Origin of the sequence: Stenotrophomonas africana (assembly GCF_013004645.1) — a bacterium.
Classification (GTDB): Bacteria; Pseudomonadota; Gammaproteobacteria; order Xanthomonadales; family Xanthomonadaceae; genus Stenotrophomonas; species Stenotrophomonas africana.
In genome coordinates this window covers 810,710-831,165 of the sequence record NZ_JABEME010000001.1, presented here as the reverse complement: position 1 = coordinate 831,165, position 20,456 = coordinate 810,710, and the positions used below count along the sequence as shown (strand labels likewise).

Sequence of the window (20,456 nt, the reverse complement as noted above, 5' to 3'; positions counted from 1 at the left end):
GCCAACGCCGACGCCGTCCGGTCCGGCACCCGTATAATCGTCAGCAACCTCCGGACAGTTGCCTGCCTCACGTGGATACGCCTCTGAAACAGCGTCTGATTGGTGCCATCGTGCTGGTGGCGCTGGCCGTGATTTTCCTGCCGATGCTGGTCAAGGGACCCGCACCCGACAGCGGTGTGGCCAATGTGCCGATCGCCGCGCCGGATGCGCCCGCCGATGGCCAGTTCGAAACCCGCGAATTGCCGCTGGTCGCCCCGGCAGGCGGTGCCACCGGCCTGCAGACCGGTCAGGCCAAGCCGCTGCAGGACGCGGCCACGCCGGCCACCCCGCCGACCGTGGATACTTCGCCGGCAGTCGCTGCCGGCAACTATGCGGTCACCTTCGGTGCCTACGGCAGCAAGGCCGATGCCGATGCCGTGATCGCCTACCTGAAGCGCTCGCAGCTGGCGGGCTTCACCGAGACCGCCACCATCAACGGCCGTCAGGCATGGCGTGTGCGGGTCGGGCCGTATGCCGACCGCGCCCAGGCCGAGGCGGCCCGCCTGCAGGCGGTGAAGATCCGTGCGGATGTGAAGGCCGAAGTGATCACCCTGGATGCCGCGGCTGGCAGCAGTGCTCCCGTCGCGGCCACCCCGGCACCGGTTGCGCCGAGCGCCAGTACCCCGTCCGCAGCGACTGCGCCCTCGGCCAGCAGCAACCCGGTGCGCAGCGAAAGCCTGCCGCCGAGTACGCCGGTCGCGACCGCTCCGGCAGCCAAGCCCGAGCCGCCGAAGCCGGCGCCGAAGCCCGAAACCCCGAAGCCCGAGCCGAAGCCGGAGACCGCCGCCAGCAAGCCGGCAACGGCCCCGGCCACGCCGGCAGCGCCGGCTGCCAGCGGCGTCGGCTTTGCTGTGCAGCTGGGCGCGTTCGGTCAGGCCAACGATGCCAATGCCCTGCGCGACAAGGTCCGCGCTGCCGGCTTCAGCGCTTTCGTCGAACAGGTGCGCACCGAAAAGGGCACCCTGCATCGCGTCCGCGTCGGGCCGGTGGCCAACCGCGGCGATGCCGAGCAGCTGAAGGCGCAGGTCGCCGCCAAGGTCGGCGTGGCCGGCATGGTGCGACCGCACCCATGACCCACGCGCAGCCTCGTTGCCAGCGCCGCCGAAGGAGCGGGGCGCCATGATCGACGTGGTGCTGCTGATCGTGATCGCCGCCTCCACCCTGCTGGGGATGCTGCGCGGCTTCGTGGGAATCGTCATCGGCACCCTGTCGTGGCTGCTGGCTGCGTGGGCGGCCTTCGCCTTCGGCAATGATGCCGCCCATTGGTGGGCCGCCCCGGCGGCCCCCGGTGGCGAACACTTCGTCGGTGGCTACCTGGGGGTCGGTATCGGCGTGATGATCGTGGTCGCGGTGATCGGCATGGTCATCAAGGCCCTGGTCCACCGCAGCATGTTGACCAGCCTGGACCGCCTGCTGGGCGGGGTACTGGGCGCCGTGCGGGGCGGCCTGATCGCCGCGATCCTGCTGCTGCTGGGCAGCTTCACCCCGTTGACCGCCGAGCCCTCGTGGCAGCGCTCTGCGGTGCGCCCGCTGCTGAACCCCACGGTGGCCTGGATGAACAGCAAACTGCCGCACTGGGAGGTTCCCGGGGCCGATCTGCTGCCCAAGGCCTTGCCGACCGACGCCCTGTCCCCATCTGCATTGATGGAGTTGGGCAAGAACGCAGGCGGCGGGTTGGGAAAGCCGGGCGCGGCAGGCGATAATGGCATCCTCAACCAGGTAGTGGCAGGCAGCGGATGGCTGCGGCCTGCGAAAGCGGAACAGGGCGATTCCTACGATCCGGCCGAAGTGCGCCCGGACGCTCCTGCACTGCCGGACAGTATCGAGCCGGGCGATCCGGCCAACGTCGACCGCAGGCGCGGCGACCACTAAAGGCCAGGCACGGCCACCTTCCTTGTAACTGGGCACCGCCCAGCGGAGACCTCGCACCATGTGTGGCATCGTCGGAATCGTCGGCAACCAGAACGTCGCCGGGCAGTTGTATGACGGCTTGACCGTCCTCCAGCATCGCGGCCAGGACGCGGCAGGCATCGCCACCGTCAACGGCAGCCGCCTGCGGGTGCAGAAGGCCACCGGCCTGGTCCGCGATGTGTTCGATGCCCGCACCATGTCCACCCTGGAAGGCAGCGTCGGCATCGCCCATGTGCGCTACCCGACCGCCGGTTCGGAAGGCATGGACGAGGCGCAACCGTTCTACGTCAATTCGCCGTACGGCATCGCGCTGGCCCACAACGGCAACCTGATCAATACCGAAGCCCTGCGCCAGCAGGTGTTCGAGCAGGACCGCCGCAACGTCAACACCGATTCGGACAGCGAAGTGCTGCTGAACGTGTTCGCCTACGAACTGGAACAGCAGCGCCAGCTGAGCCCGGAAGCCGCGATCCGCGCGGTGGCCGGCGTGCACCGCCGCTGCAAGGGTGGCTATGCGGTGGTCAGCGTGGTGCTGGGCCTGGGCCTGGTCGCCTTCCGCGACCCGCACGGCATCCGTCCGCTGGTGCTGGGCAAGCGCAGCCACGCCGAGGGCGATGAGTACATCGTGGCCTCCGAGTCGGCCGCGCTGGACGTGCTGGGCTTCCAGCGCGTGCGTGACGTGCAGCCGGGCGAAGCGCTGGTGATCACCGCGCGTGGCGAGCTGTTCTCGGAGATCTGCGCCGAGCCGGCCGAGCACACCCCGTGCATCTTCGAGTACGTGTACTTCGCACGCCCGGACTCGATGATCGACAACGTGTCGGTGCACAAGGCGCGCATGCGCATGGGCATCAAGCTGGGCGAGAAGATCCTGCGCCTGCGCCCGGACCACGACATCGACACCATCATCCCGATCCCGGATACCTCGCGCGACGCCGCGCTTGAGATCTCCAACGTGCTTGGGGTGAAGTACCGCGAGGGCTTCATCAAGAACCGCTACATCGGCCGCACCTTCATCATGCCGGGGCAGGGCGAGCGCGTGAAGTCTGTGCGCCGCAAGCTCAACCCGATCCATCTGGAGTTCCGCAACCGTGTGGTGCTGCTGGTGGACGACTCGATCGTGCGCGGCACCACCAGCCAGCAGATCGTGCAGATGGCCCGTGATGCAGGCGCGCGCAAGGTCTACCTGGCCAGCGCGGCGCCGCCGGTGCGCTACCCGAACATCTACGGCATCGACATGCCGGCGGCCGAAGAGCTGGTCGCGCACAACCGCACCGTGGAAGAGATCGAAGCCCACCTGGGCTGCGACTGGCTGATCTACCAGGATCTGGAAGACATGGAAGCGGCGGTGAGCGAGGGCAATCCGGCGCTGCGCAACTTCGATTCGTCCTGCTTCAACGGCCACTACCCGACCGGTATCGAGCCGGGCTACTTCGAGCGCATCCAGCAGCTGCGTTCGGACGATGCCAAGCACAAGCGCCGCGCCTGAGGTCCAGGCGTGGTTGACGTGCCCGACGTTGGTGGCGACCTGCTGCGCGCTGCGCAGCAGTGCCTGGCCGAAGCCGACCCGCTGCGCAAGGTGGTGCTGACCCAGGCCTATGCCGCCGCGTTCCGTGCCGGCCGCCTGAAGGTGGCGGCCGATGCACCGCCGCCAGAGCCGATCCGCATGCCCGGCCGGCCGGCGCAGCTGGTGCTGGTGCATCCGCGTGAAGTGCCGCGGCGCGGACTGGGCGGCGTGGAAGGCCGTGCTGCCTTCATCCACGCCATCGCCCATATCGAGCTCAATGCGATCGACCTGGCCTGGGATGCGGTGTACCGCTTCCGTGGCCTGCCGTCGGCGTTCCATGCCGACTGGGTCAGCTGTGCGGACGACGAATCGCGGCACTTCATGCTGCTGCGGGAGCGCCTGCAGGCGCATGGCCACGACTACGCCGACTTCCCCGCGCACAACGGCCTGTGGGAGATGTGCGAAAAGACGGCGCATGACGGCCTGGCGCGCATGGCGCTGGTGCCGCGCGTGCTTGAAGCGCGCGGCCTGGACGTGACGCCGGGCATGATCGAGAAGCTGCGCAATGTCGGCGATGGCGAGACCGCCGACGTGCTGGAAGTGATCCTGCGCGAAGAAGTGGCGCACGTTGCCGCCGGCTCGCGCTGGTACCGCTGGTACTGCGATCGCGCCGGCGTCGAGCCGCGCGCGCGGTTCAAGGAACTGCTGGTGGAGTACGCCGGCGGCTACCTGCATGGACCGTTCAACATCGAAGCGCGCCTGCTGGCCGGCTTTGATGCGGATGAGCTCGCCAACCTGGTTGAACAGGCCGGTTGAAGAAAAGGGGACGGAGGGGATTAAGTCGTTTGTGCCACAAACGACTTAATCCCCTCCGTCCCCTTTTTTCAGGCGTTCGGCAACACCACGCGCTTGCCATCCACCGTCGGCCGGTTGATGTAGAACAGTCCGGGCCCCGGTCGGTACGGCAGTTCGCTGACACCGGCATCGGCGGCGTAGGTCAGTGCAGTATCGCCCAGTGCATCGAAGTTCCAGTGCGCCGACTGCATCAGGTAGCGCCGCCGCAGCAGCGCCTCCTGTGTCTGCGTCAGCGGCTGTCCGGCCACCAGGCGCCGGGCGATCGGCTGCAGGGTGGATGGCAGCTCCCAGCCGGGCACTTCGGTTGCGTTGGCAGTCCATTGCACGCCGGCATCGATGGCCTGCTGCTGCATCACCCGCAGTGCGATCAGCTGGTAACGCCAGTCGATGCGCCGACGCAGCACCACCGCGGCGGTCACATACAGCACCGGTGACAACAGCACGCTGCGGCTGCCGGCGCGACGTTGCTGTTGCCATTGGTGCCAGACATCCACCCAGACTTCCTTTTGGTCGACGCCCAACTGCTGGCGCCAGCGTTCGGCATCGGCCTGCGTTTCGGCGTAGGCCGTGGTGGCCTTCAGCATCGCCAGCGGCGGGATCTGGTAGTCGGCAAGGGCGGGGCGGCGCAGCTGCTGGCGGCGTGGGCGGCTGAGCAGCTTGGGGCCTTCTTCCAACTGGTTGTAGCCGCCCCCGATGTTGGCGTGCACACCGGGCAGGGCGATCTCGGTGAATGGCGGCGCCACGCTCGTCAGCGGATAGTGCTGGCGATGTTCATCGCGCGCGGTGAGCTGCACTACGCGGGCGGCGATGCCACTGCGCAGAGCCAGTTGTGGCTGTTCATCAGCGCGGCCGCCATTGACCGCGACCACGGTGTCGAACAGACCCATGAAGCGAAGCACCGGCGTGGCAGGTGCGAAGTCGGTTGCACAGCCAAGGCCTGAGGCCTGCAGCAGCTGGCGCCAGTGCGCGCTGTCCCAGTCCTGCAGCTGGTTGGCGATGTCACGTGCCGCGGCAGCGCCTCGCGAAAACCCGAACAAATCCAGCTGCACGCCACGCAGCGGCTGCCGCCAGCGCGTGGACAGTTCCGCCAGCGCGGCCGGCAACAGCAGCTGCAGCGCGCGCTGCACTTTCGCCCGCACGCCGCTGGCACCGATACCGAAGGCCAGCCCGATCAGATCGTCGTCGGCGTCATCGCGGGTACCCACGCCTTCCACGTAGATCGACAGCGAAGGCGTGGCCATCGCATCGCGGCGGCTGTCCGGATACAGCTGCTGCAGGCGGGCGATGTTGGTCAGGCCGTTGTCGTAGCTGCTGGTCAGCCGGCTCTGGTAGGTCGAATCGTCATCCGCGCGCAGCTGCGCTGGGCGTGGTTGCGGCAGCTGGGGTCGACCACGCGCCAGGTTGTGTGCGTTGTTGCGGGTGCCATCGAAGAACAGGCCGATCCGCAGCAAGCCGACATCTTCGTCCATGTCCTGCGATGGTGCCATGTGCATGTCCCGTCGTGGCTGTGTCACGGTAGCGCGAAAGCGGTGTATTGGCGAAGTGTAGTGACGCTTTTGACCTTACTTAACGCAGATGCGGTCGATCACAGTTCCTGATTTTCATTCCCATCCTCTATTGAATTCACAGGACCCGCGCAGGCCATATGGCCAAACCCGGCAAACCCCGGGCGTGCTGCATCAACGCTGTTCACATCATTCAAGGAGCGACGCAATGTTGTCCAGATCGATTGGCAAAGCGGCAGGTGGCCTGGTGTTGGGTTTGTCGGTGGCGGCGGCCGCGCACGCGGCACCGTTGTTCGAGCCGGTGACGGTCATCAGCCGGGCATCGGCCAACAGTGAGCCCGCGCTGGGCAAGCTGCTGGCCACCCCGTCCACGGCGACGGTACAGGAAGTGCGTGTCGATGCTGCTGCCACCGCGCAGCCGCAGCTGGAGTTCGAACTGCTTGGCCAGCGCGTGCAGGCGGTGCGCAGCAAGGTTGAAGCACTGCCTGATGGCGGCAGCATCTGGTACGGCCAGTTCCGCTCACCCTCGGACAAGCTGACCGCCGCCACGTCCAATGGCCAGGACGATCCGGGCAATTCGCTGATCCTGGTGCGCTCGGGCAACACCATCACCGGTTCGATCCGCAAGGACGGCAAGCTGTATCGCCTGCGCCCGCTGGGCAACCGCCATGTACTGGTGGAAGTGGATGAATCGCGGATGCCGGCCGATCATCCGGCCGACTACAACCAGCTGCCGAAAATCCCGATGGGCAACAACGATCGCATCGGCATCGCGCAGGCCTCGTCCGGTAGCCCGGCTACCATCCGCGTGCTGGTGGTGGCGACCAATGCAGCGGTAACGGCTTATGGCGGCAACATGCAGTCGCTGGTGCAGCTGGCGGTGGCCGAATCCAACCAGGGTTATGTCAACAGCAACGTCGGCATCACCATGGAACTGGCCCGCTACGAGACCACCAACTACACCGAATCGGGCAGCTTCGATACTGATCTCGCGCGCTTCCGTGGCACCAGCGACGGCTACATGGACAGCATCCACACCAGTCGAAACACCTACACGGCAGACGTGGGCGTGCTGCTGATCAACAACACGGCGTACTGCGGCCTGGCGTCGGGGATCGGCTCGACGGCGTCGACGGCGTTCGCTGCGGTGTACTGGGATTGCGCAACCGGCTACTACTCATTCGCGCACGAGATCGGCCATCTGCAGAGCGCGCGGCATGACATCGCCACCGACTCGAGCACCTCGCCCTACGCCTATGGCCACGGCTATCGCTACGAGCCAGCCACCGGCACCGGTTGGCGCACGATCATGGCCTACAACTGCACCCGTAGCTGCCCGCGCCTGAACTACTGGTCCAACCCGAACATCAGCTACAACGGCATCCCGATGGGCAATGCCAGTACCGCCGACAACCAGCGCGTGCTGGTCAATACCAAGGCCACCATCGCGGCCTTCCGCTGAGGCCAAGTGCCGACCAGCGGCGGCGTCTACCCGGGTGTGTGCACCTGCCCGGGTAGACGCCAACCTTGGTCGGCACCCTGCGATCCATCATTGGCGCGCGAGCGTATCCAGCGACCAGCCGCCGGCATCCACGCGCAGCACCGATCCCTGCTCGTACCAGTCGCCCAGCACGATGCGGTTGCAGGTGCGGCCACCGGCCTGCAGCGTGTGCACCGCCGGGCGATGGGTGTGGCCGTGGATCATGGTGTCCACGCCATGGCGCACGAAGGTGGCATCGACTTCGGCCGGGGCCACATCGGTCACGGTCTCGAACTGCGCACGATCGCCCTGCTTCATTTCCGACTGGCGAGCCTGGCTGGCGTCGCGTGCCTTCTGCGCGAAGGCGATGCGCGCGGCCAGCGGCTGCGACAGGAACTGCGCCTGAAACACCGGGTCGCGCGTCTGTGCACGAAACTGCTGGTAGGGGATGTCGTCCGTGCACAGCAGGTCACCGTGCTGCAGCAGCACCGGGCGACCGTACAGCTCGATCACGCATGGGTCGGGCAGGATGCGCAGGCCGGCACGGCGCGCATAGTCTTCACCGAGCAGGAAGTCGCGGTTGCCGCGGATGAAGTACACCGGCACGCCGCTGTCGGATAGTACCTTCAGTGCGTCGGCCACCGCATCGGCGGCAGGCGAGGGCGTGTCGTCGCCGATCCAGGCTTCGAACAGGTCGCCGAGGATGTACAGCGCATCGGCGCCGGGCGCCTGTTCGCGCAGGAAGCGCAGGAACAGGTCGGTGATCTCCGGACGGCTGGGGTCCAGATGCAGGTCGGAAATGAACAACGTCGTCATACGGGCATTCTAGGGCATCCACCGCCGGGCATGGCCCGGCGCTACCGGAGGGATCTGACCCCGGGGGTCACACCGGCAGCGGCAACCAGGCCAGGCTGGCCGACGCCAGCAGCACCGCGATGCCCGTCGCGGCCAATACGTCGCTGGGATAATGCAGGCCCAGCACCACGCGCGACAGTGCGACGCCGGCGGTGAACGGCACCAGCAGCGGAGCCAGCCACGGGTAGTAGGCCAGTGCCACGATGGTGAACGACACCGCGTGCAGAGTGTGCCCGGATGGGAAGCTGAACTCGTCCAGCGGTGCCACCCACGCGCGGATGCGCAGGTCGGCCGCATACGGGCGCGGGCGCCGGGTCCAGCGCTTGAGGCCCTTGTACAGCAGCAACGCGGCCAGGCCGGTGGCGGCCATGTGCACCGACGCGCGCAGGCCGTCGAAGCCATCGAGCAGCACCAGCGCGCCCATCAGCACATACCAGAACACGCCATCACCGAGCCGGCTGATGACAGCGAACAGGCGACGTACGCGGCGGCGGCGACAGTAGTGGTTGGCCCGCCGGCACAGGCGTGCTTCGCGGTCGGCCAGCAGTTCAAGCGGCGTGGTGCGCATGGCCGCTCCTCCGCGACTGCGCCAGTTCGGCCAGCAGGGCATCGAATTCCGCCACCACCTGCTGCGGATGCAGGCGCTTCATCGCGCGTGCGGCATTGCTGCCCAGCGTCTGGCGCTGCGCGTCATCCGCGGCCAGCTGCACGGCCGCTTCGATGAACTGCTCATCGTTGTCCACTGCCGCGCCATTTTCGCCATTGCGCAGGTACTCGCGGGCAGCGCCATAGTCGAAGGCCACGGTTGCCACGCCACTGGCCATGCTTTCGAGAGTCACGTTGCCGAAGGTCTCGCTGCGGCTGGGGAACAGGAACAGGTCGCCGCTGGCGAAATGCCGGGCAAGCGCGTCACCCCGCTGGATACCGCAGAAGATGAAGTCGGGGTTTTCATGCGCCAGTTTTTCGCGCGCAGGGCCATCACCCACCCACACGAAGCGGGCCTTGGGACGGATCTGCTGCAGGCGGCGGAATGCTTTCACCGCCAGGCCAAGGTTCTTCTCCGCGGCGATGCGGCCGACATAGATCGCCACCAGGCCGTTGCCGTCCACACCCCATTCCTCGCGCAGCGCTGGGTCGCGCCGACCCGGATCGAACTGCTGGCTGTCGACCGCACGTGCCAGCAGGCGTACGCGTTCGAAACCCTGTTCACCGAGGAACTGCTGCAGTTCGCGGGTGGGCACCAGGGTTGCATCGGCCTGGTTGTGGAAGCGACGCATCCAGCGCATCGCGGCCGCCTGCAGCCAGGCCACACCGTAGTCGGGCAGGTATTCGTCGAAGCGGGTGTGGAAGCCACTGGCCACCGGAATGCCGAGGCGCCGTGCAGTGCGCACGGCCGACCAGCCCAGCGGGCCTTCGGTGGCGACATAGACGGCATCCGGGCGTTGCTGCTGCCAATGGCGGCCGAGCCGGATCGGGGCCGGCAGCCCGAAGCGCAGGCCGGGGTAACGCGGCAGGGCGGCGCCGGGAACCAACAGGGTACCCGCTGCAGAGTCCAGCGCTTCACTGGCCTGTCGCGGGCGGATCAGGTCGATCTCGTGGCCGGAGTTGCGCAGTCCCTGTTCCAGCCCCTGCACGGTCAGGGCAACGCCGTTCACTTCCGGCGGGTAGGTCTCGGTGACGATGGCATAGCGCATGGCGGGCCTCCGGGTTTCCGGCATGCTCGGTGCTGGCGATGTAGCCGATATGACCGCTTTGCGACCGCCGGATGACGCGCCCCCGGGCCATGCGCCACCACGGCCCCGGAGGGCCGTGATGGGCAATGCTGGCAGGGCGGTGGATCAGAAGCGCTGCTGGTATTTCATGTAGATGAAACGGCCGATGTCGAAGCCGCCGTAGTAGGAGAAGTTGGAGCTCGGCTGGCTGTACATGACCGGTCCCTGGCGACCGAACACGTTGTTGGCGCCGATCGAGACGGTCGCATCCCACGGCAGGCTGTAACGCGCCTGCACGTCGTGGAAGGTGACCGATCCGCGACGGTTGTAATCACGCGTGCCGCTGAACCACGGTGCGCGCTGGTCGGGGTGCGAACACTCGTTCGGATACTCATCAACGCCCAGGCAGCGCTCCTTGACCGCAGAGAAGTAACGCAGGCCCCAGGTCAGACCGAGGTTGCCATGTTCCCAGCCCAGCGATGCGTTGGAGCGCACGCGGAAGCCGATGCCATCGTCGGTGGCGATGCCATTGCTGGGAACCGGCGGCACATCCGCCTCGTTGGTGGTGCGCTCCACCGCGGCAACCACATAGGTGGTTTTCCAGTCTGCGCTCAGCGTGCCCCAAGGCGTTTCGACCTTGTGGCCGACCTCCAGGTCATAGCCTTCGGCCTGGCGGAAGCCACTGTTGCGACTGCCGTACCTGAGCTTGTTGACGATGCCCAGCTCCGGGTCACGGGTGAAGCTGCTGCAGCGCTCGGCAATGCCCAGTTCGTAGCAGTCGCGGAGGATGGCGTTGGGATGGTCGGAGACGATGGTGTTCTCGATGCGGATCTTCCACCAGTCCAGCGCAATGTGCAGCCCTTCAGCGAACGTCGGGCTCCAGACCAGGCCCAGGGTGCGGCTGGTCGAGGTTTCCGGCTTCAGGTCGGGATTGGAGCCGTTGGTGAAGGGCACCGGCGTCTGCCCGCTGCTGCCGGTGATCGGTTCGTTGCCCTGGCCGAGCTGGCGGTAACTTTCCGCGTTGGTGATGTCGGCAGCGCAGCGGGCACGCACCTCCGGGCTGCTGGCGGCCGCGCCGTACACGCTGTCGCAGGGATCGCGGAAGCCGGTGGTGAAGGTTTCCGAGCCGCCGCCGTAGAGGTTGGAGATGGTCGGTGCACGGAAGCCCTGCGCCCAGGTACCACGGACCAGCAGCTGATCGATCGGCTTCCAGCTGAAGCCGAACTTGCTGTTGAGGGTTCCGCCGAAGGTGGAGTAGTCCGAGAAGCGCGTCGCTGCATTGAGCGTCAGCTCACGCGCACCGGCAAGGTCGCGCAGCACCGGCACGCTCAGCTCCAGATAGGCCTCGTCGACGCGGTAGCCACCGCCGGTGGGGCCTGCGGCGAGGTTGGTGGTGGCCCCGGTCTGCGCCAGCGCGTCGGGAATGAAGCGACCGTCCTCGCGGCGGCTCTCGGCGCCCACGGCAAAGCCCAGTTCCCCCGCGGGCAGTGTGGCGAGGCTTCCACTGAGACTGGCGAACAGGCTGCGGGTGGTGGTGCGGCCACGAGTGAGTTCTTCGGGGAACAACCAGTCCTGCAGTTCCTTGTTGCCGGTCAGGCCATAGGGATCATCCTGGCCATACGGCACCAGCGGATTCCACGGCTTGCAGCCGGCAATCGGTGCTCCCGGGGTGCCGCATTCAACCTTGCCGGTTTCCGGGTTGAAGAACGAGGGGCCAGTGGCATCGGCCACGCGCTGCTTGTGCAGGTTGCCGGTGGCACGCTGGGTCAGCTCGCTGCGGTTGTACTGGTAGCCGGTTTCCCAGTCGAAATCCCGGCCGCCGAGTTCGAAGCTGCCTTCAAAGGCAGCAACGCCCTGCCAAGTGGTCAGTTCGCTGGTGCTGACCCGCGGAACCTCCCAGGTGCGGCGGTTCCAGTGCACATCGCCGGGGTTGCCATAGCCGTGGTGGCTGCCGAACGGGTTGAACCAGCTGTCGGCGGACATCGGCGTGATGCCGGCTGCGCCGGACTGGAACGGATAGCCGGCGACCTGGCGCGTAGTGGTGCGCCGGTTGTAGGACAGCTGGGTATTGAAGCGGACCTGGTCGTTCAGATCCACGCGCGCGTCGACGAAGATCGAGTCACGCTTGATCGGCGTCTGCAGGTGCATCTGCTCGTTGCTGTTGCTGACATCACCGGTGAACGGCGTGTTGTCACTGAGGTGGAAACTGTCCGGCCCGCCCGGCTGGCTGCCGCGATCGAGCGAATAGCTGCAGCCACGGGCGCTGCTGCAGCCCGGGCCCTTGAAGCCGACGATGCGCCCCCACTGGCCGACCGTGGTCCAGCCATCGTCCGGATGGCGGTCGGTATAGGTGTAGGCGCTGAAGCCGCGGTCCTTCGCCCACACACCCTTTTCTTCGACGTGCTCGGCCGCGACGCTGATCGAGGCGCGGTCATTCGACCAGCCGGCAACCACGTCGTACTGGGTACGGGCGCCATCGCCTTTGCTGTACTGGCCGTGGTAGACGCTGGCGGTGACACCTTCAACGTTGCGGCGGGTGATGATGTTGACCACGCCAGCCATCGCGTCGGCGCCGTAGATGGCCGAGGCGCCGTCCTTAAGCACTTCCATGCGCTCGACGGCGGCTGCGGGAATGCTGGAAATGTCCTGGTACCCGCTGGTGGTCATGCCCAGGCGCTTGCCGTTGACCAGCACCAGGGTGCGCTGTGCACCGAGGCCGCGCATGTTCACATAGCTGCCGCCCGCGGCTTCGCCCGCACTGAGCGGGCTGGCACGGCTCAAGGCCGGGCTGCCGGTTGCGGTCAGGTTCTGCAGGATGTCGGCAACGGAGTTGAAGCCCTGCCGCTCGATGTCGGCGCGGCTGATGGTCAGCACCGGCTGTGCGGTTTCCAGATCGACCTGGCGGATGCGCGAGCCGGTGATCTCGATGCGGTCCAGCGTGGTGGCTTCCGGTGCCTGCTGGGCGAGTGCCGGTGTGGCCAGTGCTGCGGTTGCCGTTATCGTCAGTGCACGACGGATCGCCAACCCCAGTTCGGGAATACGGATGGTCATGGGTCTCTCTCTCGGTCTTCGAAGTCTTCGGAACACAGCCAGGCGGGGCTGCGTCAATCCCACCGCGATGGTGGACGTTCGAACCTAGTGAAGACCGGTGCGGAGACGTATGGGGAAACGACGAAAGCACCACAGACAGTCGTGACGCTTCTGCACAAAGCAGAAGTAAATCAATCGATTGCTCCAAGCAGTGGCAGTGCAGCAAAAGCAGCGCAGAGGACCGTGCCCCTGATTGAACGCCTCAAGGTCAATGTGGAAAGCGACAGTCTGCGCGGGGCAGAAAAAAACCACGGCCCCGAAGGGCCGTGGTCGTCGAGATTCCGCAGTGCGGATGGATCAGAAGCGCTGCTGGTACTTCATGTACATGAAACGACCGATGTCGTAGCCACCGTAGTAGGAGAACGACGAGTTCGGCTTGCTGTACATCACCGGAGCTTCCTTGCCGAACACATTGTTCGCGCCCACCGAAACGGTGGCATCCCACGGCAGGTTGTAGCGGAACTGCACGTCGTGGAAGGTCACCGCACCGCGCTCGTTGTAAGCGGTCGGCGACTTCAGCCACGGCGCCAGGAAGGTCGGATCGGAGCACTCGTCCGCATACCGCGAGGCGTTGAGGCAGCGCTCCTTCACACCGGAGTAGTAGCGTGCCGTCCAGCTGACGCCGAAGTCACCCACGTCCCAGCCCAGCACCAGGTTCGAGCGCACGCGGAACGCAAGGCTGGTGGCGGTGCCGATGGTGTTGGCAACGCCGTTGATCGGCGTGATCGCATCACGGACATCATTGGTGGAGCGGTAGACGTTCTTGCTCACATAGGTGCTGGTCCAGCCCGCGCTCAGCTTGCCGTAGCTGGTGTCGACGCGGTAGCTGACATCCAGGTCGTAACCTTCGGTCTCGGCGAAGCCGGCGTTGCGGTTGCCGAACTTCAGGCCGGTGACGATGCCGTTGGACGGATCACGGCTGAAGCGGCTGCAGCGCGATTCGATGCCCTGCTCATAGCAATCCTTCAGGATCTGGTTCGGGCTGTCACCGACGATGGTGTTGTCGATGCGGATCTTCCACCAGTCCAGCGCCACGTTGAAGTTGCTGATGAAGGTCGGGCTCCACACCAGGCCCAGCGTCTTGCTGGTCGAGGTTTCCGGAACCAGCAGCGGGTTCGAGCCGGACACGAACGGCGTCGGGGTCGCATCCTGCGCCGTCGTTACCGGCGTGTTGCCCTGCTTCAGCTGGCGGAAGTTGGCGGCATCGGCGATGTCACGCGCGCAGCGCGAGCGGACTTCGGCACTGCCCTTGGCCGAGCCGAACACGGTGTCGCACGGATCGCTGAACTGCGCGAAGGTTTCCGAACCGCCACCGTACAGATCGTTGATGGTCGGTGCGCGGAAGCCTTCCGCCCAGGTACCACGGACCAGCAACTGGTCGATCGGCTTCCACTTGAAGCCGAACTTGCTGTTGAGCGTGTTGCCGAAGGTGTTGTACTTGGAATAGCGGGTGGCGGCATTGAAGCTCAGCTCGCGCGCGCCGGGCAGGTCGGCCAGCACCGGCACGTTGAGCTCCAGATAGGCTTCCTTCACGTTGTAGCTGCCACCGGTCGGGCCCGCGGCCAGGTTGGTGGTGGCGCCGGTCTGGGCCAGGGCATCGGGCGTGTAGCGGCCGTCTTCCTTGCGGCTTTCCACGCCGAAAGCGAAGCCCAGGTCGCCGGCTGGCAGGGTCATGATGCTGCCGGACAGGTTGGCGAACGCGTTCTTGGTGGTGGTGCGGCCGGTGGTGTGCTCCGCCGGGAACAGCCAGGCCATCAGCGCTTCATTGCCGGTCAGTCCGTTGGGATCGGTCTTGCCGTAAGGCACCAGCGGATTCCACGGCATGCAGCCGTCGATCACCGCACCCGGACGGCCGCACACCACTTTGCCGGTGGCCGGATCCAGGAACGACGGACCCACGGCGTCACGCACGCGCTTCTTGTGCAGGTTTCCGGTAGCGGTGGCGGTCAGCTCGTTGCGGTTGTACTGGTAGCCCACGTCCCAATCGAAGTAGCGCTGACCGATCTCGAACGTGCCATCCAGCGACACTACCGCGCGGTAGGTCTTCAGTTCGCTGGTGCTCACGCGCGGGATTTCCCAGGTGCGGCGGTTCCAGGCCACGTCGGTTGGCTTGGCATAGCCGTGCTGGTTGCCGAACGGATTGAAGTAGCTGTCCTTGGACATCAGGCCGGTGGCGGTCGGGTCACCCGAGATCGACACCGAGCTGGACTGCAGCGGGTAGCCTGCAATCTGGCGCTCTGCCGAACGCTTGTTGTAGCCGAATTCGGTGCGCAGGTTGACCTGGTCGGTGATCTTGAAGCGACCGTCGAAGTACACCGAATCACGCTTGAGCGGATACATGACGTGCATCTGTTCGTTGGCGTTGCTGACGTCGCCGGTGAACGGAGTCGCGTCGGTCAGGTGGTAGTTGGCCGGGTTGGTCGGGTCGGCGCCGCGGTTGAGCGAGTAGCCGCAACCCTGGCTGGTGTTGGTGCAGCCGGGGCCACCCTTCAGGCCGGTCACCTGGCCCCACTGGCTCAGCGTGGTCCAGTTGGAGGCATCGTCCGGGTGGCGGTCGCTCACGCCGTACTTGCTGAACCAGCGGTCCTTGGCCCAGACGCTCTTTTCTTCGGAATGTTCCAGTGCCAGGGTCAGCGAAACGCGGTCATTGCTCCAGCCGCCGACCACGTCGAAGCGGTCACGGGCGCCGTCGCCTTCGCTGTACTGGCCGTGGTAGACGTTGGCGGTCACGCCGTTGACGTTGGAACGGGTGATGATGTTGATCACGCCCGCCATCGCGTCGGAGCCGTAGATGGCCGACGCGCCGTCCTTCAGCACTTCGATGCGCTCCACCGCCGACACCGGCAGCGAGGACACGTCCTGCAGGCCCGAGGTGCTGATGCCCAGGCGCTTGCCGTTGACCAGCACCAGGGTGCGCTGCGCACCCAAGTTGCGCATGTCGATGTAGGTGCCGCCGGTGTTTTCGCCCGAGCTCAGTGCGTTGGCGCGGCTGATCGCCGGGCTGCCCATGGCGGTGACGTTCTGCAGGATGTCGGCCACCGAGCTGAAGCCCTGGCGCTCGATGTCGACGCGGGTCATTGCCAGCACCGGCTGGGAGGTCTCCACATCGACCTGGCGGATGCGCGAACCGGTGATTTCGATGCGATCCAGATTGGTCGGCGATGCGCTGCCGCTGTCCTGGGCGAAGGCCGGCAGCGCGGCCAGGGCGGTGGTCGTCACCAGGGCGTGGGCAATGGCCTTGCCCAACACGGTACGTGAAGTCATTACGTTCTCTCTCTCAAAGACGTAGGGAGATGCCCAAAAAAGCACCCAATTGCCCAGCGGAAATGCGCCGGCGACCCAATACTAGTCTCGGTAGTTAAGAGTTTGTAAATAGACTATGTCGAAATAATTCACCACGTATCGTTGAGGTGGTGAAAATGTGAAGGAAATCGCGGGCTTGCAGATAACCTGGGTCTATAACGACGACGGGTTGATGCTGCGGTGCAGCGCGGATTGCGCGCGGGCCGGGCGTCGTCCCGGTCCGGATCAGGCCACGAACGGCCGGAACTGGATGCCCAACCCTGCAATTCCGTCGGTCTCGCCGATCAGGTCCGCGCGCAGCAGAGGGCGGGCATCGATGAAGGCCTGCGGCACAATCAGCGACAGACGGTTGTCGTCGGCGGTCAGTTCCAGCGCCGGCAGCGGGGCGTCCTCATGGGCGCGATTGAGCAGCACCGCCAGCCGCAGCAGGGCGGCCAACCGGCGTGCGGTCAGCAGCAGGCGCTCGGGCAGGGCGTCGAAGGCGGTCTTGGTCACGCTGCGACGGTGGCTGCGCACCAGGGCGGCCAGCATCTGCTGTTCCTGCCGCGAGAAGCCGGCGATATCCGAGTGCTCCAGCACATAGCTGCCATGCACGTGGTAGCCGCTGTGGGCAATCATCAGGCCCAGTTCGTGCAGGCGCGCGGCCCAGCCGAGCATGCGCGCGTCGTCGGCATCGAGTTTCCAGCGCTCCTGCACCTGCTCCAGCAGTGACAGGGCGGTGTCCTGGACGCGATCGGCCTGCACGGTATCGATGCCGTAGCGCTGGCTGAGCGCCGCCACCGATTCATCGCGCAGGTCGTTCTCGCCAGCGCGGCCGACGATGTCGTACAGGATGCCTTCGCGCATCGCTGCCTTGCTGACCAGCAGCTTCTGCAGGCCCAGGGCCTGGAAGGCGGCTTCCAGCACCAGGATGCCGCCGGCGATGATCGGACGACGGTCGCTGGACAGGCCCGGCAGCTGGATGTCGTCGATCTTCTTTGCCTTCAGCAGTTCGTCGCGCAGTTGCGGCAGCGCCTCGGCGGTGATCGCGCCCTTGCTCAGCTTCATCGTCGCGCAGATCTCGCTGATCGCCTTGTGCGTGCCCGATGAGCCCAGGGCTTCCTGCCAGCCCAGCGCGCGGTACTTGCTGGCGAAGGGCTGGAACTCGCGGCCGATCTCGGCCAGCGCATCCTTCCAGCGCTTCTTGCTCAGCTTGCCGCCGGGGAAGAAGCGTCGGGTGCTGGCGATGCAGCCGGCCTGAAGGCTTTCGCGCTCCAGGGTCTGCATGCCCATGCCGATGATGAATTCGGTGGAACCGCCGCCGATGTCGATGACCAGCCGGCGCTGGCCGGGCTTGGGCGGTTGCGCGTGGGCCACGCCCAGGTAGATCAGGCGCGCTTCCTCGCGACCGCTGACCACTTCGATGGCATGCCCCAGTGCGGTTTCGGCTGGAACCAGGAACGACTGCGGCGAGCGCAGCTGGCGCACGGTGTTGGTGGCCAGTGCGCGCACCCGGTGCGGCGGCACGTTGCGGATGCGCTGGCCGAAGCGGGCCAGGCATTCCAGCGCGCGCTGTCGCGCGGCGGAGGAGAGCCCACCTTTGCCATCCAGGCCATCGGCCATGCGCACGGTCTCGCGCAGGCGGTCGATCACCCGCAGCTGGCCGAGCGTGTAGCGCGCGATGACCATGTGGAAACTATTGGAGCCAAGGTCGATGGCGGCCAGCAGGTCGCCATCCTGCAATGCGGGCGGAGTCGTGGTGGTATGCGGCATGGACGAATGTTAGCCGAAGGGGCGGTGTGCTCGTCACCGCGCGGCCTTCACATTTTGGAAGAGGGGAGTGCGGCAGGGCTGCGCCCTGCACCTGCCGAATCAATGGCAACAGCAACAGCAACAGCAGGCTATCCGTGGGATGGCGGGGTGGGTCCGATGGCAGGGAGCGCCGTGAACCCGTCCATGGGGGCTTGGTCGCCGCATCCATGCGGCTCACACCCCTGCCACCGGACCCACCCCGCCTTCGACAGTTCTCTGCGATCTGCCGGACGGCGTTCTGCGCTGCTGTTGGTGGGTGTCGACCTTGGTCGACACAGTGCATGAATCTAAACGTGCCGACCAAGGTCGGCACCTACCGGGTCAGAGTCCCTGCATCAATGCCATCTGCGCAGAATGCGGGGCTTCGTCGTGCGCCGGGGCACGCTTGTGGTAAATGCCGTCGGCATCCAGTTCCCAGGCGTTGAGGTTGTCGTCCAGGTAGTTCTGCAGGACTTCGCGGTAAACCCGCTTGGCCAGCTCCGGGTCGAGGATCGGGAAGCAGGTCTCGACCCGGCGCAGCAGGTTGCGCTCCAGCCAGTCGGCGCTGGCGCAGTACATCTCCGGTGCGCCGTCGTTGCCGAACCAGTAGACGCGGCTGTGCTCCAGGAAGCGGCCGACGATCGAGCGCACGCGGATGTTGTCCGAGATGCCCGGCACACCCGGGCGCAGGGTGCAGGCGCCGCGGATGATCAGGTCGATCTGCACGCCGGCCTGCGAGGCGGCGTACAGCGCGCGCACCACCTGCGGTTCGTTCAACGCGTTCATCTTGGCGATGATCCGCGCGGGGCGGCCGGCGGCGGCGATGCGCGTTTCGCGCTCGATGCGGCCGAGGATGCCGGTGTGCAGGGTGAAGGGCGACTGCAGCAGGCGCTTGAGCTTCATCTTCGAGGCCAGCCCGGACAGCTGCTGGAACAGCAGGTGCACGTCGTTGCCGATGTCCGCATCGGCGGTGATCAGGCTGATGTCGGTGTACGCGCGGGCGGTGCCGCTGTGGTAGTTGCCGGTGCCCAGGTGTACATAGCGGCGCAGCTTGCGGCCCTCGCGTCGCACGATCAGCAGCATCTTGGCGTGGGTCTTGTAGCCGACCACGCCGTACACCACCTGTACGCCGGCTTCCTGCAGGCGATCGGCCAGGCCGAGGTTGGCTTCTTCGTCGAAGCGGGCGCGCAGCTCGACTACCACGGTCACGTCCTTGCCGTTGCGCGCGGCCTGGATCAGCGCATCGACGATCAGCGAATCCTTGCCGGTGCGGTACAGGGTCTGCTTGATCGCCAGCACGTTGGGGTCGATCGCCGCCTGCCGGATCAGGTCCAGCACCGCGGTGAACGCATCGAACGGGTGGTGCAGCAGCAGGTCCTGGCGCGCCGCGGTCTCGAAGATGCCGTCGCTGTCGCGCAGCGTGCGCGGGGTCATCGGCGGATATTTCAGGTCCGGCTGCGCGATCAGGTCGTACAGCTGGATGATGCGGTTGAGGTTGACCGGGCCGTCGATGCGGTACACCGCGTTTTCGGTCAGGCCGAAGTTCTGCAGCAGGGTGCGCACGATGTCGCGTGGCATGTCCTGCGCGATTTCCAGGCGCACCGCCGGCCGGTAGCCGCGGTCGACCAGTTCGTCGCGCAGCGCCAGCGCCAGGTTTTCCACTTCCTCCTCGTCCACCACCAGCTCGGAGTTGCGGGTGACGCGGAACTGGTAGGCACCCTGGACTTCCATGCCCGGGAACAGCTCATCGACAAAGGTCGACAGCACCGAGGACAGGAACACGAAGTTCTGCGGGCCGCCGAGCTTCTCCGGCAGCTGGATGATGCGCGGCAGCGAGCGCGGTGCACGCACGATCGCCAGATGGCCGGCGCGGCCGAACGCGTCGGTGCCCTTCAACACCACCACGATGTTCAGCGATTTGTTGAGGATCTTCGGGAACGGGTGCACCGGGTCCAGGCCCAGCGGCGACAGCACCGGCATGATCTCGTTGCGGAAGTAGGCACGCAGCCAGCGCCTCTGGCGGTCGGTCCAGGAATGGCGACCGAGCACGCCGATGCCGGCCTCCATCAGCGCCGGGCGCAGCGTCTCGTTCCAGCAGCGGTACTGCTGGTCCACCAGTTCGGCGGCGCGGTCGTGGATGGCATTGAGGATGGCCTGCGGGCTCATCCCGTCCGGCGCCGGCGGCAGGCCGAACTCCTGCGCGTGGCGCACGGCCGCGGCGCGGATCTCGAAGAACTCGTCGAGGTTGGTGCAGGAGATGCACATGAAGCGCAGGCGCTCCAGCAGCGGCACCTGCGGGTCCATCGCCTGCGCCAGCACGCGGAAGTTGAAATCCAGCTGCGACAGTTCGCGGTTGATGTAGAGCGCCGGGTCGCGCAACGGATCGTTGTCCGGGCTCACGGGGAGGGGGAGGGATCCGAGGCTGCTCATGG

12 protein-coding genes and 1 pseudogene are annotated in these 20,456 nt (G+C 66.4%); 5 read left to right on the top strand and 8 right to left on the bottom strand.

The genetic code is table 11. The features are described 5' to 3' along the window. Window positions 1-71: 71 nt before the first annotated feature. The 4 genes and pseudogenes from HLA98_RS04170 to HLA98_RS04155 all read left to right on the top strand — a co-directional run bounded on the left by HLA98_RS04170 (window position 72) and on the right by HLA98_RS04155 (window position 4,270). Window positions 72-1,112, top strand: a complete 1,041-nt coding sequence (locus tag HLA98_RS04170; RefSeq protein WP_057499960.1) for an SPOR domain-containing protein — start codon at window positions 72-74, stop codon at window positions 1,110-1,112. A gap of 46 nt (window positions 1,113-1,158) precedes the next feature. Then, window positions 1,159-1,939 (top strand): annotated as a pseudogene (locus tag HLA98_RS04165) (CvpA family protein). A 30-nt stretch (window positions 1,940-1,969) separates the two neighbouring features. Beyond that, a complete protein-coding gene (gene purF / locus HLA98_RS04160; RefSeq protein WP_012510177.1) occupies window positions 1,970-3,436 on the top strand; it encodes an amidophosphoribosyltransferase in 1,467 nt (488 codons plus the stop codon). 9 nt (window positions 3,437-3,445) lie between these two features. Next, the gene (locus HLA98_RS04155; RefSeq protein WP_057499961.1) at window positions 3,446-4,270 is read left to right on the top strand and encodes a ferritin-like domain-containing protein; all 825 of its coding nucleotides are present in this window, start codon (window positions 3,446-3,448) and stop codon (window positions 4,268-4,270) included. Between the two features lie 68 nt (window positions 4,271-4,338). Here HLA98_RS04155 and HLA98_RS04150 read toward each other — a convergent pair whose 3' ends face one another. Next, the gene (locus HLA98_RS04150) at window positions 4,339-5,796 is read right to left on the bottom strand and encodes a T6SS phospholipase effector Tle1-like catalytic domain-containing protein (RefSeq protein ID WP_057499986.1); all 1,458 of its coding nucleotides are present in this window, start codon (window positions 5,794-5,796) and stop codon (window positions 4,339-4,341) included. A gap of 226 nt (window positions 5,797-6,022) precedes the next feature. Here HLA98_RS04150 and HLA98_RS04145 point away from each other — a divergent pair, with 226 nt between their 5' ends. Next, a complete protein-coding gene (locus tag HLA98_RS04145) occupies window positions 6,023-7,276 on the top strand; it encodes a zinc-dependent metalloprotease (protein WP_057499962.1) in 1,254 nt (417 codons plus the stop codon). Between the two features lie 87 nt (window positions 7,277-7,363). Here the strand turns inward: HLA98_RS04145 and lpxH are convergent, their stop codons facing one another. From lpxH to ppk1, 7 genes are all read right to left on the bottom strand, one after another. Then, window positions 7,364-8,110 carry a UDP-2,3-diacylglucosamine diphosphatase gene (gene lpxH, locus HLA98_RS04140; protein WP_057499963.1) on the bottom strand — a complete coding sequence of 249 codons (747 nt, stop codon included), beginning with the start codon at window positions 8,108-8,110 and terminating at the stop codon, window positions 7,364-7,366. A 67-nt stretch (window positions 8,111-8,177) separates the two neighbouring features. Beyond that, window positions 8,178-8,717, bottom strand: coding sequence for a phosphatase PAP2 family protein (locus HLA98_RS04135; RefSeq protein WP_049447227.1), 540 nt, complete (start codon window positions 8,715-8,717; stop codon window positions 8,178-8,180). Beyond that, on the bottom strand, window positions 8,698-9,843 hold the full coding sequence (locus tag HLA98_RS04130; RefSeq protein WP_057499964.1) for a glycosyltransferase family 4 protein: 1,146 nt from the start codon (window positions 9,841-9,843) through the stop codon (window positions 8,698-8,700). Before HLA98_RS04130 ends, HLA98_RS04135 begins: the two co-directional genes overlap by 20 nt. Window positions 9,844-9,987: 144 nt before the next feature. Continuing rightward, complete coding sequence (locus HLA98_RS04125; RefSeq protein WP_057499965.1) at window positions 9,988-12,912, bottom strand: TonB-dependent receptor domain-containing protein; 2,925 nt, start codon at window positions 12,910-12,912, stop codon at window positions 9,988-9,990. Between the two features lie 336 nt (window positions 12,913-13,248). Then, the gene (locus tag HLA98_RS04120) at window positions 13,249-16,215 is read right to left on the bottom strand and encodes a TonB-dependent receptor domain-containing protein (protein WP_057499966.1); all 2,967 of its coding nucleotides are present in this window, start codon (window positions 16,213-16,215) and stop codon (window positions 13,249-13,251) included. A 264-nt stretch (window positions 16,216-16,479) separates the two neighbouring features. Further along, window positions 16,480-18,006 carry an exopolyphosphatase gene (ppx, locus tag HLA98_RS04115; RefSeq protein ID WP_057499967.1) on the bottom strand — a complete coding sequence of 509 codons (1,527 nt, stop codon included), beginning with the start codon at window positions 18,004-18,006 and terminating at the stop codon, window positions 16,480-16,482. A gap of 360 nt (window positions 18,007-18,366) precedes the next feature. Beyond that, window positions 18,367-20,454, bottom strand: a complete 2,088-nt coding sequence (gene ppk1, locus HLA98_RS04110) for a polyphosphate kinase 1 (protein WP_057499968.1) — start codon at window positions 20,452-20,454, stop codon at window positions 18,367-18,369. Window positions 20,455-20,456 lie beyond the last annotated feature (2 nt).

Coding starts and splice junctions, on each gene's coding strand:
- purF (WP_012510177.1), top strand. CDS start 1,970: ATGTGTGGCATCGTCGGAATCGTCGGCAACCAGAACGTCGCCGGGCAG.
- HLA98_RS04150 (WP_057499986.1), bottom strand. CDS start 5,796: ATGGCACCATCGCAGGACATGGACGAAGATGTCGGCTTGCTGCGGATC.
- HLA98_RS04145 (WP_057499962.1), top strand. CDS start 6,023: ATGTTGTCCAGATCGATTGGCAAAGCGGCAGGTGGCCTGGTGTTGGGT.
- lpxH (WP_057499963.1), bottom strand. CDS start 8,110: ATGACGACGTTGTTCATTTCCGACCTGCATCTGGACCCCAGCCGTCCG.
- HLA98_RS04135 (WP_049447227.1), bottom strand. CDS start 8,717: ATGCGCACCACGCCGCTTGAACTGCTGGCCGACCGCGAAGCACGCCTG.
- HLA98_RS04130 (WP_057499964.1), bottom strand. CDS start 9,843: ATGCGCTATGCCATCGTCACCGAGACCTACCCGCCGGAAGTGAACGGC.
- HLA98_RS04125 (WP_057499965.1), bottom strand. CDS start 12,912: ATGACCATCCGTATTCCCGAACTGGGGTTGGCGATCCGTCGTGCACTG.
- HLA98_RS04120 (WP_057499966.1), bottom strand. CDS start 16,215: ATGACTTCACGTACCGTGTTGGGCAAGGCCATTGCCCACGCCCTGGTG.
- ppx (WP_057499967.1), bottom strand. CDS start 18,006: ATGCCGCATACCACCACGACTCCGCCCGCATTGCAGGATGGCGACCTG.
- ppk1 (WP_057499968.1), bottom strand. CDS start 20,454: ATGAGCAGCCTCGGATCCCTCCCCCTCCCCGTGAGCCCGGACAACGAT.